The sequence below is a fragment of the Glycocaulis sp. genome, assembly GCF_050485565.1.
GTDB lineage: Bacteria > Pseudomonadota > Alphaproteobacteria > Caulobacterales > Maricaulaceae > Glycocaulis.
Map to the genome: position 1 here is coordinate 248,268 of NZ_JBJHBQ010000004.1, position 14,793 is coordinate 263,060.

Annotated in this window: 11 protein-coding genes; 6 read left to right on the forward strand and 5 right to left on the reverse strand. The window is 65.2% G+C overall.

What is annotated here, in order from left to right:
* Positions 1 to 33: 33 nt before the first annotated feature.
* The 3 genes from ACQ5ID_RS06500 to bcp all read right to left on the reverse strand — a co-directional run bounded on the left by ACQ5ID_RS06500 (position 34) and on the right by bcp (position 2,712).
* Entirely contained in the window at positions 34 to 1,266 is a 1,233-nt protein-coding gene (locus ACQ5ID_RS06500) for a M23 family metallopeptidase (RefSeq protein WP_429911641.1), read from the reverse strand.
* 163 nt (positions 1,267 to 1,429) lie between these two features.
* Positions 1,430 to 2,245: a ferritin-like domain-containing protein gene (locus ACQ5ID_RS06505; RefSeq protein ID WP_429911642.1), complete on the reverse strand. Its 816-nt coding sequence runs from the start codon at positions 2,243 to 2,245 to the stop codon at positions 1,430 to 1,432.
* Positions 2,242 to 2,712 carry a thioredoxin-dependent thiol peroxidase gene (gene bcp, locus ACQ5ID_RS06510; protein ID WP_429911643.1) on the reverse strand — a complete coding sequence of 157 codons (471 nt, stop codon included), beginning with the start codon at positions 2,710 to 2,712 and terminating at the stop codon, positions 2,242 to 2,244. Before bcp ends, ACQ5ID_RS06505 begins: the two co-directional genes overlap by 4 nt.
* 102 nt (positions 2,713 to 2,814) lie before the next feature.
* On the opposite strand from bcp, the gene ACQ5ID_RS06515 reads away from it, so the two are divergent.
* Together ACQ5ID_RS06515 and leuB are read left to right on the forward strand one after the other, a co-directional pair.
* Entirely contained in the window at positions 2,815 to 6,261 is a 3,447-nt protein-coding gene (locus ACQ5ID_RS06515; RefSeq protein WP_429911644.1) for an AsmA-like C-terminal region-containing protein, read from the forward strand.
* 75 nt (positions 6,262 to 6,336) lie between these two features.
* Entirely contained in the window at positions 6,337 to 7,419 is a 1,083-nt protein-coding gene (gene leuB, locus ACQ5ID_RS06520; RefSeq protein WP_429911645.1) for a 3-isopropylmalate dehydrogenase, read from the forward strand.
* Here the strand turns inward: leuB and ACQ5ID_RS06525 are convergent.
* Positions 7,411 to 8,109 carry a GntR family transcriptional regulator gene (locus tag ACQ5ID_RS06525; protein ID WP_429911646.1) on the reverse strand — a complete coding sequence of 233 codons (699 nt, stop codon included), beginning with the start codon at positions 8,107 to 8,109 and terminating at the stop codon, positions 7,411 to 7,413. The genes leuB and ACQ5ID_RS06525 overlap by 9 nt on opposite strands.
* Entirely contained in the window at positions 8,106 to 9,473 is a 1,368-nt protein-coding gene (locus tag ACQ5ID_RS06530; protein WP_429911647.1) for a formimidoylglutamate deiminase, read from the reverse strand. The genes ACQ5ID_RS06525 and ACQ5ID_RS06530 overlap by 4 nt, the downstream gene beginning before the upstream one ends.
* Positions 9,474 to 9,582: 109 nt before the next feature.
* On the opposite strand from ACQ5ID_RS06530, the gene hutI reads away from it, so the two are divergent.
* The 4 genes from hutI to hutU are packed head-to-tail and all read left to right on the forward strand — an operon-like array spanning position 9,583 to position 14,724.
* Positions 9,583 to 10,740, forward strand: a complete 1,158-nt coding sequence (gene hutI, locus ACQ5ID_RS06535; protein ID WP_429911681.1) for an imidazolonepropionase — start codon at positions 9,583 to 9,585, stop codon at positions 10,738 to 10,740.
* Positions 10,734 to 12,251 carry a histidine ammonia-lyase gene (gene hutH, locus ACQ5ID_RS06540; RefSeq protein WP_429911648.1) on the forward strand — a complete coding sequence of 506 codons (1,518 nt, stop codon included), beginning with the start codon at positions 10,734 to 10,736 and terminating at the stop codon, positions 12,249 to 12,251. Before hutI ends, hutH begins: the two co-directional genes overlap by 7 nt.
* Positions 12,248 to 13,048, forward strand: a complete 801-nt coding sequence (gene hutG, locus ACQ5ID_RS06545) for an N-formylglutamate deformylase (protein WP_429911649.1) — start codon at positions 12,248 to 12,250, stop codon at positions 13,046 to 13,048. The genes hutH and hutG overlap by 4 nt, the downstream gene beginning before the upstream one ends.
* A complete protein-coding gene (hutU, locus tag ACQ5ID_RS06550) occupies positions 13,045 to 14,724 on the forward strand; it encodes a urocanate hydratase (RefSeq protein WP_429911650.1) in 1,680 nt (559 codons plus the stop codon). The genes hutG and hutU overlap by 4 nt, the downstream gene beginning before the upstream one ends.
* The last annotated feature ends 69 nt before the right edge of the window (positions 14,725 to 14,793 follow it).

The window sequence follows — 14,793 nt, forward strand, 5'->3', positions numbered from 1 at the left end:
GGGCTTCCCGTTTCCGGGGCGGGGGAGTCCTTTTTATTGAACATAATGTCCTGCTCTCAAGAAACGCTCGGGATCCAGGTGGTTACCCCTGAACCAGACTTCGTAGTGAAGATGCGTCGCCGTTGACCGCCCGGTTGTGCCCATTCCCCCAAGGCGCTGACCCGCTTCCACAACGTCACCGCGGCGGACATCAATGGTGTGCAGGTGCGCATAGCGCGTCCTGAACCCGTAGCCGTGATCGATCTCCACGGTCCTACCATAGCCCGAGCGCCAGCCTGCGTAAACGACACTGCCTGCTGCGCCTGCAGTGATCGGCGTGCCGCGTGCACCGGCAAAATCACGTCCCGTGTGAAAGGCCGGACGGCGGGTGAACGGGTCAATGCGTGAGCCGTAGGGGCTGGTGTCACGGTAAGGGCCGTCAACCGGCAGGTTGAGCGGCGTCGCCGACAGGGCCCGCTCAAGCTCTTCCAGCTCCACAAGCCGCGATGCGATACGCGCCACGCGCGCATTGAAGGGGTCGGACAGGTCCAGTCCTTCCCCCATCAGCGCCGAGCTGTCCAGTGCAACGAACGGACCGCCCGTGCCGCCATCGCCGGACCGCCCCTCACGCACCACTTCCTCAAGCCGCAAACCGGTCAGCCGCAAAACGGCGCGCAGGTTTTCAAGGCGGGATTCTGCAGACTCTTCAGCCTGCGTCAGCGCAGCTTCCTGATCTGTCATCAGGCCCGCCACACGTTCTTCGGCAGGGCTGCCATCGCCGGTATAGGCCGCTGTGCGGATAAGGGATTCACGCGGCGCGGTGTCGGCCGGGCTGGCAGCCATCAGGATGCGGCCATTATCAAGGCTGGGGCTGAGCTGGCGTTCGCCAATCTGCAGGTCTTCCGCAAAATCCAGCAGGCGGCGGACCGTGTCGTGGCGGACCTGGAACTCGCCGGCCGTGCGGTCAAACGCATCGCTGCGCGATTCCAGGAAGGCGATAGCCGCGGCTTCAGCGGCGCGCGCTTCTTCAAGCTGAGCCTGATAGGCGGTGATGGTTTCGTTGAACCTGGCCGAGCGGATCATGTCCGTCCGGCTCTCCAGGATCATGTTTACAGTGGAGATGGTGAGCCAAATGGCCAAGCCGCATGCGGCTGCCAGCGCACCCACCTGCATCTCGGTGGTCACGGCGAAGTATCGCACCTGACCATCACTGCGATGGTATATCTGCCGGTCCGGGAAGCGTTGCTTGATCAGCTCCCATGGGCCGGCGAGAAGACGTTTCACCATGCGCTCCCGCCCGGTTTTTCGTTGAAATCCCGCCTCGAAGGCGAAACACTCGCACAGTAATGTGACGATTTTCAACCAGTTCGATGCAATCGGATGCAACCTTCGGGCCGTATCTGCGTTAGGCGCGATTAAATCTTTTTTAATTCAACGCCTTAACGACTCATTACGGAAGCAGCGCTTCGTAGAAGTCCGGTTCGAGTCCCGCTTCGGTGCGCGCCAGAGCGTTCACTGGCAGTTTCAATCCGCCGGGGAATCGTTCCCGCACAAGACGGTGGAATGCCTCGCGCGGGTTCTGTCCGCGCTGCGCACAGACATGGTCCAGCCAGCGCCGCCCGGCCGCGACATGGCCGATTTCCTCGTTATAGATCACCGTCAGGATGTCAGCGCTGGCATGATCACCGGCCGATTGCAGGCGTTCGATCATGCCGGGCGTCACATCCAGCCCGCGCGCTTCCAGCACCAGAGGCGCAATGGCAAGGCGCGCCGCTATATCGTCCGACGTCGCCATGGCCGCAGACCACAGACCATCATGGGCGTCCAGATCACCATAGGCCATGCCAAGCTCTGAAAGCCGGTCACTGACCATCGCGAAATGGCGCGCCTCGTCATCGCCGACGCTGATCCAGTCGGTCAGGAAGGCGCTCCGGGCCGCATCGTCCAGCTCAGGCGCGCCGCCAAAGCGCACCGCCATGTCAAAGGCCAGATCGATGGCGTTGAACTCGATATGGGCGACCGCATGCAGCAGGGCTGCGCGTCCGGCTTCGCTGTTCAGGCGGCGGCGCGGCACGCGTGCAGGGGGAACCAGATGCGGACGCTCCGGCCGCGCCGGACGCTCAGGGAGGGTGCCGCGCCAGGCCGGGGCATGGATAAGCGCGCCGCTCCGCCAGGCCGACGCGATCTCGCGTGCGCGCGCCGCCTTGGCTGCCGGGTCTGGCGTCAGCAGGACGGAAACGGCCGCATCCTGAAGCGATTGCGTCACGAGCCGGACTTCACCGTGTCCAGCACTTCTTCGACATGGCCGGGCACCTTCACCTTGCGCCAGACGGCTTTCAGCGTGCCATCCGGGCCGATCAGGAAGGTGGAGCGCTCAATGCCCCAATAGGTCTTGCCGTACATCTGCTTTTCCCGCCAGACGCCATAGCGTTCGGTCACGTCGCCGTCGGCGTCGGAGGCAAGGATAACGGACAGTTCATGCTTGGCGCGGAACTTGCCATGCTTGGCCGTGCTATCTTTCGATACACCGACCACAACTGCACCTGCCGCCTCGAACTCGTCAATTTTATCGCTAAACCCGATTGCTTCCTTTGTGCATCCCGGAGTGTCGTCCTTCGGGTAGAAAAAGAGAACCACGCTCTTGCCCTTGAAGTCAGACAACGAGACCGTGCCTGCGCTGTCGGTCGGCATCGAGAAATCGGGGGCCGTGTCGCCGGGCTTGAGGGTGCTCAATGATCTGCTCCTTGGATGGCTGGATGGGGTGGTAATGAATGTCAGGGCAAATGTGGGTGCCCGGACGCGTCCGTCCAGTAGTCTGCTGACATACAGGTGCCCGTGCTAGTCCGAAGCGCCCGACTTTTCCTGATCTACACGCTGGAGGCTGTCGCCGTCCTGATGGCGCTCGTCATCTTCGCGGCAGCGGCGCTTTTGTGGCGTCTGGCCAGCGGGCCGGTGGATGTGGACGCGCTGGCAACGGGGCTGCGCCCGGCGATTGCTACCGCTCTGGGCGGCGAAGAGGCCCGCTATGGCCGCGCCAGCGTCCGCTTTGCGCCCGACACCCGCGCCCTGGTCGTTGATATGCGCGAGCTTGAGGTTGCCGGGGCAGGGGGTGATGTGCTGGCCACTGCAGAGCGTGTGGAGCTGGCGCTGGCGCTGGACCAGCTGGTGATAGGGCGTATCCGCCCGGTGGAGATCAGCGCGGTTGGCGGCGTGTTCACCGTCCGGCGCGATGCCTCCGGCGTGGTAAGCGCCTCTATCGGCGGGCGTACTGCGCAGGCTGGTGAAGCGGGCGATGATGGCGCAGCACCTGCCATTCTGGGCCGGCTGCAGAGCGCGCGTGTCAGCGGCGCTGAACTACGTGTCGACGACGCGATCAGCGGACTTTCGGCGCGGTTTTCCGGGGCAGAGCTGGTTGTCGAGCGCGATGGGCGTGCCTTGCGGGTGTCCTCGCGGGCGGGCCTTCTGGCACCGGGCGGCGCTGTGCCGGTCGCCATCGAGCTGGAGACAGGTTCCAGTTTCGAGACCATATTTCTCGCCGTCTCCGCTCAGGGTCTCGTTCCCTCCACGCTCGGCAATCTTCACGGCAGCTGGTCCCGGCTGGCCGCGCTCGATCTGCCGCTGGATTTCGATCTCGTGCTCGATGCCAGCCGTGCGGGCGGTCTCAGGGCCGTTGAGCTGAACCTTGATGCCGGTGAGGGTCTTTTCCGCAGCGCTGATGGTCCGATTGATATCCGGTCTGGCCATGTCAGTGCATCGCTGGATGCGGCGGAAGGCGAGCTGGATTTGCGCCAGCTAGCCTTTGACAGTGATCTGCTGACGCTAAACGCCTCAGGCCGGCTTTTCGGGTTCGCCGGATATGACAGCGTGCTGCCGTCGCGCGCGCGCTTCGAGCTGTCGCTGGGGGAGGGCGCGCTGGTTCTGCCGAACACGCTCCAAGGCCCGGTCGAATGGTCGCGCGGCGAGTTTGCAGGCCGCATGGATACCCAGTCTCTGGAGCTCGTCATCGACAGCGCCGAGGCGGAGCTTCTGGACATCGTGGCACGGTTTTCAGCGCGGCTGGGGCTTGATGAAACGGCTGAAGGCCGCCGCCCCGCCATCCGGCTTGAGGGTGATGCCGAGGGCGTGGTGCGCAAGGAGGCGGTGCTGGCCCTGTGGCCGGTGGAGTTTGCGCTGGGCGGACGCGACTGGGTCGAGGCCAATGTGCTGGCTGGCGAGGCACGCAATGTGCGCGCCGACATCAACATACCCGCCGAAGCCTTCAATGCCGGCGTGCTGGACGATGATGACCTGTCGGTGACGTTTGACTATTCCGGCGCCACGGCCCGCTACATCTCCACCATGACACCGTTGACGGGGCTTTCCGGGTCGGCCGTGCTGCGCGGCAACGGCCTCAGCCTGACGGGGCGCTCGGCGCGGATCGACGCGCTGGAGATCGACACGCTTTTTGTGGAGATACCACGGTTCAATCCGCGCGGCGCTCCTGCCCGGTTTGGCGGCGAGGGGCGCGGGTCACTCTCTGGCCTGGTGGCCCTGCTGGACCAGCCGCCGCTGAACCTTGCCAGCGATTACGGGCTGGATCCGCTCACGCTTGAAGGCGATGGCGCGGTGCGCTTTGAAATCGTCCGCCCGATGCTGCGTGACGTGCCTTACGAGGATATCGGGTTTGATGTGTCTGGCCGGTTTGCCGGTGCCGCCGGTCCCAGCGGCCTTGGCGAGGTCCGCTTCACCGATGGCGATATCAGCTTCCACGCCGACAGCGCCGGGCTTGAAGCCAGCGGGGATGTGCGTATCGGGCGCTCAATGGCGCGTCTGGAATGGCACGAGCGCTTCCAGACGCCCGAAGGTGAGCTGGGTACACGCGTACGCATCGTCTCAGAGGCTGATGCGCGCGATCTTGATCTGGCAGGCATACCGGCGCGCGGCATCATTGATGGCCAGATCGGCCTGGATGCGACCTTTGCCGGTAATGGCTTCGATTTCTCCCGCTATGTGGTGATGGGCGACCTTACCGACGCCGCTCTGGAGCTGCCGGAGAATTTGTGGACCAAGCCGCGCGGCATGCCCGCCGCACTGGAAATGGTAGCGGTGCGCTCGGCCAGCGGCGGACTGGATATCAGCCGGCTGGCCGTGCTGGGCGAGGATGTTGATATCCGCGGGCAGGCCAGTCTGGCGGCTGACGGATTGCTGCTCAGCGCCGGGTTTGAACGGGTGATAATCGGGGGACGCTCTGATCTGTCGATAAGCGCTGACCGGCCTGAAGGCAGTAATGGCGCGCTGGATATCCGCATCACCGGGCGTTTCCTTGATGCCAGCGACCTGATCTCCAATCTGATGTCCGGCACGCTGTTCAGCGGAGAGGGCGCAGGGGCCGTATCGCTGCTGGCCGATGTGGAGACGGTTCAGGCGGGAGACGTGCGTTATGGCGCGGTTGGCCTGGCGCTGGAAGCTGATGAGCAGGGCCTGCAGCGGCTCAACCTGCAGGCAGCCCTGCCAAGGGGGCCGGTATCGCTCTCGGTCGCGCCTCAGCCTGATGGTATGCGCCTGCTGTCCGCGCAGAGCGCCGATGCCGGCGCGGTTCTCTCGACGCTGGGCGGGTTTGGCACGATCACAGGCGGAACGATGGAGCTGGAGGGCGTGCTGCCACCGGCTGGCATGCCGGGCGGTGTGCAGGGCCGCCTGCTGGCAAACGGATTCCGGCTGGAGCAGATGCCGCTGCTGGCACGCATCCTGGCAGCCGGTTCGCTGGAAGGGCTGGGCAGCCTGCTTTCCGGGCAGGGTGTCGATTTTGAACGCCTTGAGGTCGATTACGCCTTTGCCGACGGCCTGCTGGAAATGCGCCAGGGCCGCGTTGCAGGGCCGTCGCTGGGCCTGACCTGGACCGGGGTGGTCGATACGGCTGGCGAGCGCCTGAACCTCTCAGGAACGATACTGCCCTCCTACGGGATCAACTCGATACTGGGCAATCTGCCTCTTGTTGGCGAGTTGCTCACCTCGCGCCGGGGCGAGGGCATTGTAGGCGTGACCTTTACCGCTGAGGGGCAGTTCAACGCCACGCGCGTCAGCGCCAATCCGCTGTCGGCGCTGGCTCCGGGCGTTTTCCGGCGCATGTTTGAGGGAACATCGGCGCTGCGCGAGCTGGATGCGCTGGAGGCTCGCCGCAGGGAAGGGGCCATGGAATCCAGCCAGCCGGGTAGCGGCGGTGATGATGAAGAGAGTGCCGGTGACGAGGACGCCGACGACGGCGAGGAGGCCGACGACGGCGACGAGGACGAGGACGGCTGAACCGCACGTGCTGCGCTTGCGAAAACCTTCCGTGTCGCGCAGGTTTGCCCGATATGACGGCAAGGCGGGATTCTGATGAAGTTGCTATTACTGCCCGGCGACGGGATTGGCCCGGAAGTGCTGGCGGAAGTCCGGCGCGTTATTGACGCGCTCAACGCCCGTCACGGGCTTGGCCTGAGCGTGGAGAACGGTGACATAGGCGGGGCTTCGCTGGACCGTCACGGCACGCCGCTGGCACCACATGTCCTGGAAATGGCCAAAGCCAGCGACGCGGTGCTGATGGGCGCGGTGGGCGGGGCGAAATGGCAAAGCGTGTCTTACGAATTGCGTCCCGAACAGGGGCTTCTCAATCTGCGCAAAGGTCTGGGCCTCTACGCCAATCTGCGCCCGGCATTGTGCTTCCCGGCGCTGGCGGATGCCTCCACGCTTAAACGCGACGTGATCGACGGCCTCGACATTCTTTTCGTGCGCGAGCTGATCGGCGGGGTCTATTTTGGCGAGCCGCGCGGCATCGAAACACTGCCCGACGGCACGAAACGCGGCTTCAACACGCAAAGCTATACCACGCCCGAGATCGAGCGCGTGGCGCGCATGGCCTTTGATCTGGCCCGCCAGCGCGAAGGGCGGGTGTGCTCGGTGGAAAAAGCCAATGTGATGGAATCCGGCCTGCTCTGGCGCGAGACCGTTACCGCCCTGCATGCGCGCGATTATGGCGATGTGGCGCTGTCCCACATGTATGCCGATAACTGCGCGATGCAGCTGGTACGCGATCCGCGCCAGTTTGACGTGATCCTGACCGATAATCTGTTTGGCGACATTCTCTCCGATGCGGCGGCCATGCTGACCGGCTCGCTGGGAATGCTGCCCTCTGCCGCTCTGGGGGAGCCCGGCATGCCGGGGCTCTATGAGCCGATCCACGGCTCCGCGCCGGACATTGCGGGCAAGGGCATCGCCAATCCGTGCGCGGCCATCCTCAGCCTTGCCATGGCACTGCGCTACCAGCTGGGCAGGCCGGACCTGGCCGACCTGACCGAAAAGGCGGTGAGCGATGTGCTCGACGCCGGTTACCGCACAGGCGATCTGCTCGGCGGTGAGGATACGCGCCTTGTCGGCACTGAAGGCATGGGCCGCGCGATTACCGAGCGGCTCTCAGCCTAGCGTCGTGGTGAGGCGATAGCCCGGCGCATAGGTCAGCGTAACGGCCGTGACGGCGGCATCATCGGTACGCGTGATGCGCTCCACGCCAAAGACGGCGCTGCCCCGCGCGCAGCCCAGCCGGGAGGCGAGGGCGGTATCGGCTTTGCGGGCCTGAAAGCTGAGCTCCCCGCCCGTAAACGGCACATTGCGTACCAGCCATTCATTGGCGCTGGAGGCAGCGAAGTCTGCGCGTTCCTTTGGCACCATATCCGGGTTTAGCCAGCGATCCTCCAGGCAGAAGGGCCGCTTGCCCGCGCTGTGCAGGGCAATGACGCGCCGCCAGCGCGTGCCGCGCGGCTGGTCCAGCGTGGCGGCTAGGTGATCGGGCAGGCGCTCTGTGCGGTCTTCCAGCAGCGTGTAGCCATAGCTGGCGCCAGACTGCTCCACCTCATGGCGGACAATGGCAATGTCAAAGACCGCGCGGCGCACCGGCGTTTCGGTGACGCGCGTGCCGCCCTTGCGCCGCCGGTCGAGATAGCCGGCTTCTGCCAGATCACGCAGCGCCCGATTCACCGTGGCGCGCGCACAGCCTAGCTCCTGCGCAATCTCGGCCTCTTTGGGGATCATCGCGCCCGGCGGCCATTCGCGCGTGCGGATGCGCCGCAAGGCTTCTGCCCGCACGCTTTGCCACGCATAGGCGCTGGCGGTCACAGGCGCGTTCCCAGACGCCGGATCGTGGCGCGGTAACGCTCGGTAATCGCGTCGTGGTCGATATGCCGTCCTTCGCGAACCTGATGGCGGCCTGCGGCCCAGACATCGCTGACCATGGCGTCATCGCCCGCGAACACCCAGCTGTCGATGGTGAGATCGCCAGAGCGCCCTTCCAGCGTGATATGGCCAGTATCGAGCGCCACGAGGTCAGCCAGTCTGCCCGCAGCGATGACGCCCGCCTCGCGCCCCGCGGCCTGCGCGCCGCCTCTGGCGACGCCTTCCAGCAATACCCGCCCGGCGGATTTTTCGCGTGTGGCAAGCGCCGCCCGGCTGCGGTCGCGCAGGCGCTGGGAGTATTCCAGCTGGCGCAATTCCTCAGACAGGGAGATGCGCACATTGCTGTCCGAGCCGACGCCGAACCGGCCACCGGCCTCCAGCCATGTCGTGCCGTTGAAAATGCCATCACCCAGATTGCTTTCGGTGATCGGGCACAGCCCCGCTACCGTGCCAGTGCGGGCCAGCGCGCGCGTCTCTTCGTCTGTCATCTGTGTGCAGTGGATGAGGCACCAGCGCGCATCAACCTCGGCATTGGCCAGCAGCCACTCGGTGGGCCGTGCGCCGTAAGCCTCCAGCACTTCATCCACCTCGCCGGTCTGCTCGGCCAGATGCATGTGCAGCGGCGCACTCGGTTTCATGGCGATGCAGGCGGCCAGCCCCTCGCGGCTGACTGCGCGCAGCGAATGCGCCGAAATGCCGAGCCTTGTATCGGCGGGCAGGGGCTTCAACGCTTCGCTGGCTGACGCAACAAGGCGTTCAAACCGGCTGATATCATTGCCAAAACGGATCTGGCCTGCGCCCAGCGGGCGGCCGTCGCATCCGCCCTGCTGGTAGAGCACAGGCAGCAGGGTGAGGCCCACACCGGTCTGGCTGGCGGCTGCGGCGATGCGCTGACTCATCTCGCCCAGATTGGCATAGGCCGCGCCATCGGGGCCGTGATGGAGATAGTGAAACTCCACATTGGTGGCGTAGCCGGCCTCCAGCATTTCCATCTGCACGAAGGCAGCAATCGCCTCCACATCATCGGGGGTGAGGGCATCGAGGAAGGCGTACATCGCCTTGCGCCAGGTCCAGAAATTGTCCGACGGGTCGGCGCCGCGCCGCTCGGTCAGGCCCGCCATGGCACGCTGAAAGGCGTGGGAGTGCAGGTTTGCCGGTGCGGGCAGCAGCATGCCGGTGCGGTAATCGCCGCTCTGAGGGCTGGCGCCTGTCTCTATTGAGGTAATGCGGCCGCCTTCCAGCACCACGCGCACATCGCGCGTCCAGCCGGTTTCCAGAAGTGCTTCGCCCGCGTGAATAGCGCTCATGCCCGCTCCGTTGACTCGCATAATAAGTCTATACTTAATGGGCCGGCTTGCAGGAGGAATCAAGGTGGAACACGCCCGCACCCAGGTGCTGACAGGCGCAAGGTTGGCCATGACGGCAGAGCCGGTGAACGGCCCCGGCGCCATCGTCATCGAGGGCGAACGCATTGCGTGGGCAGGGCTTCAGAGCGATCTGCCGGGCGCATATTCCAGGGTGCCTTCGCGTGATCTGGAAGGGCGTCTGGTGACGCCTGCGCTGATCGACTGCCACACCCACCTCGTCCACGGCGGCAACCGCACGCGCGAGTTCGAGCTGCGCCTTGAGGGCGCGAGCTATGAGGAAATTGCGCGGGCCGGGGGCGGCATCGTCTCCACCGTCACTGCCACGCGCGCGGCTAGCGAAGCGCAACTTCTCGCCGAAGCCCTGCCGCGCCTTGATGCGCTGCTGGCAGAAGGGGTTTCGACGGTGGAGATAAAGTCCGGCTATGGCCTCGATATCGAGACGGAGCTGGCCATGCTGCGCGTGGCGCGCGCGCTGGAGCGGGAGCGCCCCGTCACCATCCGTACCAGCTTCCTTGGCGCGCACGCTATTCCCATCGAGTACAAGGGGCGGGCGGACGCCTATCTCGATGAGGTGTGTCTGCCAGCGCTTCGCGCCGCGCACGCCGAGGGGCTTGCCGATGCGGTGGACGGGTTCTGCGAGAATATCGCCTTCAGCGCGGACCAGATCGAGCGTGTATTCGCTGAAAGCAGGGCGCTCGGCCTGCCGGTCAAGCTGCATGCCGAACAGCTGTCCCAGCAGGGCGGCACGCAGCTCGCCGCGCGCTATGGCGCACTGTCGGCAGATCATCTGGAATACGCCGATGAGGACGATGCGAGAGCCATGGCGAAGGCCGGCATGGTCGCCGTGCTGCTGCCCGGTGCGTTCTACTTCCTGCGCGAAACGAAACTGCCCCCCATCGCAGCCCTGCGCCAGCATGGCGTGCCCATGGCGCTGGCGACGGACTGCAATCCCGGCTCCTCGCCCCTGACCTCACTGCTCCTGACCATGAATATGGGCTGCACGCTCTTCCGCCTGACGCCTGATGAGGCGCTACGGGGCGTGACGCTGAACGCCGCGAAGGCGCTGGGGCTTGATGACCGGGGCGTGATCGCGCCGGGCAAGCGCGCGGACCTTGCCATCTGGGATGCTGAAATTCCGGCAGAGCTCGCCGGCCGCATCGGCTTCAATCCGCTCCACCAACGCATTTTCGGAGGCCGCCCATGCTGACCCTCATTCCCGGCTCGGTCCGCCTCGCTGATCTCGAACGCATCTGGCGCGAGGGCCTGCCCGCCCGTCTTGATCCATCCGCGCGCGAGGGCGTGGAAGCCTCTGCCGCCCGCGTGGCGGACGCTGCGCAGGGCGGGGCGGCCGTCTATGGCGTCAATACCGGCTTTGGAAAGCTCGCCCATGTGAAGATCGCTGCGGGCGATACCCGCACGCTGCAGCGCAATCTCATCCTCTCCCATTGCTGCGGTGTCGGCGAGGAGACTGATGCGGCCACAGTCCGCCTGATGATGGCGCTGAAGCTCTTGAGTCTCGGGCGCGGCGCATCCGGCGTGCGCTGGGAGTTGATTGCCCTCATCGAAGCCATGCTGGAGCGCGGTGTCACCCCCGTCATCCCCTTGCAGGGCTCGGTGGGTGCGTCCGGTGATCTCGCTCCGCTCGCGCACATGGCTGCGGTGATGATCGGGGAGGGCGAAGCCCTCCATGCCGGCAAACGCCTGCCCGGCGCGAAAGCACTCAGCGCGGCGGGGCTGAAACCCATCGTGCTGGAAGCCAAGGAGGGCCTTGCCCTCATCAACGGCACGCAATTCTCCACCGCCATGGCGCTGGCAGGGCTGTTTGACGCTCTGCGGATGACGGCGAATGCCGTGCTCACCTCCTGCCTCTCCACCGATGCGGCGATGGGCTCCACCGCGCCCCTGCACCCGCAGATCCATGCCCTGCGGGGGCATCGCGGGCAGATAGAGGTGGCGGAACGCATGCGCGCGCTGATGGACGGCTCGCAGATACGTGACAGCCACCGCGAGGATGATGTGCGCGTGCAGGACCCGTACTGCATACGCTGCCAGCCGCAGGTGGCAGGTGCGGCGCTGGATCTGCTTCGCCAGGCGGGCGCGACGCTTGAAATCGAAGCCAATGCCGTCACCGATAATCCGCTGGTGCTGGATGATGCCATTGTTTCAGGCGGCAATTTCCACGCAGAGCCGGTGGCCTTCGCCGCCGACATGATCGCGCTGGCGATTGCGGAAGTCGGCGCAATCGCCCAGCGGCGCATCGCGCTTCTGGTCGATCCGAACCTCAATCACGATCTGCCGCCCTTCCTCACCCCCGCGCCGGGCCTCAATTCCGGCTACATGATCGCCGAGGTCACGACCGCCGCGCTGATGAGCGAGAACAAGCATCTGGCCAATCCGTGCTCGACGGATTCCACGCCCACCTCCGCCAATCAGGAAGATCATGTGTCGATGGCGGCCCACGCCGCCGTACGCCTGATGCGGATGAATGCGAACCTTGCCCGCATCCTCGCTGTCGAAGCGATGAGCGCCGCGCAAGGGATCGCCTTCCGTGCGCCGCTGCAGACATCGCCTAAGCTTCTCGCGGCGATTGAGGCGCTGCGCGCGGACGTGCCGGTGCTGGAAGCTGACCGCTATATGGCGGGCGATATTGAGCGCGCCGCAGAGCTGGTGCGCTCCGGTGCGCTCATTCAGGCTGCCGGGCTGGAGATCGCGCCATGAACCCTGTCAGCGTCAAGGAGGGGATCAGCCCGGTCGTCATCGCCGTGCCGCATGCCGGCACCTGGCTGCCCGAAGAGGTGCGTGCGCGGCTGAACGCGCGCGGGGCTATGCTCGCTGATACGGACTGGCATGTGGACCGGCTCTATGACGGGCTGCTTCCCGGCGCGGCCATGGTGGTGGCGAACTTCCACCGCTATGTCGTTGACCCGAACCGGCCGCCGGACGGGGCGAGCCTCTATCCCGGCCAGAACACGACCGGGCTTGTCGCCAATACCGATTTTGACGGCGAGCCGATCTGGACCGAGCCGCCCACAACGGACGAGATCGCCGCGCGCGTGGCGGCCTTTCATGCGCCCTACCATGCGGCGGTCGCAGCGGCACTGGAGGCCGCCAAAACGCGCCATGGCGTCGCCATTCTCTACGATGCGCACTCCATCCGCTCGCGTATTCCGTTCCTGTTCGATGGCACCCTACCCGATCTCTGCATCGGCACGGCAGACGGGACGAGCTGTGATGACTCTCTGTCTGAAGCAGTGATGAAAATCGCCAGCAAATCAGAGCGCTACAGCCATGTCCTCAACGGGCGCTTCAAGGGCGGCTGGACGACGCGCCACTATGGAAAGCCAGCGAGCGGCGTCCACGCCATCCAGATGGAGCTGGCCCAGTCAGCCTATCTGCAAAGCGAAGCCGCGCCCTTTGCCTATGACGACGCGAAGGCCGCGAGCCTGCGCGCAATTCTCTCCGAAATCCTGCACCGGCTGGAAGAGCTGGCGCCCGATCTGAAGGTGACATCATGACCGGCACACGGCGCAATGCGCGCGACATCTATCCGCCCACCGGCACCACGCTGAACGCGAAAAGCTGGATGACCGAAGCGCCGCTTCGCATGCTGATGAACAATCTCCACCCGGATGTGGCCGAGAACCCGCACGAGCTGGTCGTCTATGGCGGGATCGGCCGGGCCGCGCGCAACTGGGAAGCGTTTGACGGCATTGTCGCGGCGCTTAAAGAGCTCAATGAGGACGAGACCCTGCTGGTGCAGTCGGGCAAGCCGGTGGGGGTGTTCCGTACCCACGCCGATGCGCCGCGCGTGCTGATCGCCAACTCCAATCTCGTGCCGCACTGGGCGAATTGGGAGCATTTCAACGCGCTCGATAAGCAGGGCCTGATGATGTACGGCCAGATGACGGCCGGCTCGTGGATCTATATCGGCACGCAGGGTATCGTGCAGGGCACGTATGAGACCTTCGCAGAGGCTGGCCGCCAGCATTATGGCGGTGATCTCACCGGCAAATGGATACTCACCGCCGGTCTTGGCGGGATGGGCGGGGCGCAGCCGCTCGCGGCAGTCTTTGCCGGCGCGTCGTGTCTGGCCGTTGAATGCGACGAGACGCGCATCGATTTTCGTATACGTACCAAATATTTGGACGAAAAAGCGCATGACCTGGATGAGGCGCTGGAAAAGATCGCCCGCTGGACCGCAGCCGGAGAGGCCAAATCGGTCGGTCTGCTGGGCAATGCGGCAGACATCTTCCCCGAACTTGTACGCCGCATGGAAGCGGGTGACATCCGGCCCGATATCGTCACCGACCAGACCAGCGCCCATGATCCGCTGCACGGCTATCTGCCGCAGGGCTGGAGCGTGGCGGACTGGCGGTCAAAGCAGGAAAGCGATCCCAGGGAAGTCGAGCGCGCGGCCCGTGCCAGCATGAAAACCCATGTCGCGGCCATGGTCGCCTTCCATGAGGCAGGCGTGCCGACGCTCGATTACGGCAATAATATCCGCCAGGTCGCGCTGGAGGAGGGGCTGGAGAACGCCTTCGCCTTCCCCGGTTTCGTGCCTGCCTACATCCGCCCGCTCTTCTGCCGGGGTATCGGCCCGTTCCGCTGGTGCGCGCTTTCCGGTGATCCCGAAGACATCCGCAAGACCGACGCGAAGATGAAGGAGCTGTTCTCCGAGAACACGCATCTTCACCGCTGGCTGGACATGGCCGCCGAACGTATCGCGTTTCAGGGCCTGCCAGCGCGCATCTGCTGGATTGGCCTCGGCGACCGCCACAAGGCGGGCCTTGCCTTCAACGAGATGGTGCGCAGTGGCGAGCTGAAAGCGCCGGTCGTCATCGGGCGCGACCATCTCGATAGCGGCTCTGTCGCCTCGCCCAACCGGGAAACCGAGGCGATGAAGGACGGGTCAGACGCCGTCTCCGACTGGCCGCTTCTCAATGCGCTTCTCAACACCGCGTCCGGGGCCACATGGGTGAGCCTGCATCATGGCGGCGGGGTCGGCATGGGCTTCTCCCAGCATTCGGGCATGGTCATCTGCTGTGATGGCAGCGCGGACGCCGACCGGCGTTTGGAGCGTGTTCTGTGGAACGATCCGGCAACGGGCGTGATGCGTCACGCCGATGCGGGCTATGACATCGCCGCCGATTGCGCGCGCGAGCATGGCCTCAACCTGCCCGGTATTCTTTAAGCGCGAGTGATTGACAGCGTGCCACTGTCCCCGTAATGGCGAAGGCGATGCAGCAGCCCATGCGGGCTG

Bases quoted from the DNA above. Each gene is read 5' to 3' on its own strand.
- ACQ5ID_RS06500 (WP_429911641.1), bottom strand. From the start codon at position 1,266: ATGGTGAAACGTCTTCTCGCCGGCCCATGGGAGCTGATCAAGCAACGC.
- hutI (WP_429911681.1), top strand. From the start codon at position 9,583: ATGACGGCAGAGCCGGTGAACGGCCCCGGCGCCATCGTCATCGAGGGC.
- hutH (WP_429911648.1), top strand. From the start codon at position 10,734: ATGCTGACCCTCATTCCCGGCTCGGTCCGCCTCGCTGATCTCGAACGC.
- hutU (WP_429911650.1), top strand. From the start codon at position 13,045: ATGACCGGCACACGGCGCAATGCGCGCGACATCTATCCGCCCACCGGC.
- hutG (WP_429911649.1), top strand. From the start codon at position 12,248: ATGAACCCTGTCAGCGTCAAGGAGGGGATCAGCCCGGTCGTCATCGCC.
- ACQ5ID_RS06530 (WP_429911647.1), bottom strand. From the start codon at position 9,473: ATGAGCGCTATTCACGCGGGCGAAGCACTTCTGGAAACCGGCTGGACG.
- leuB (WP_429911645.1), top strand. From the start codon at position 6,337: ATGAAGTTGCTATTACTGCCCGGCGACGGGATTGGCCCGGAAGTGCTG.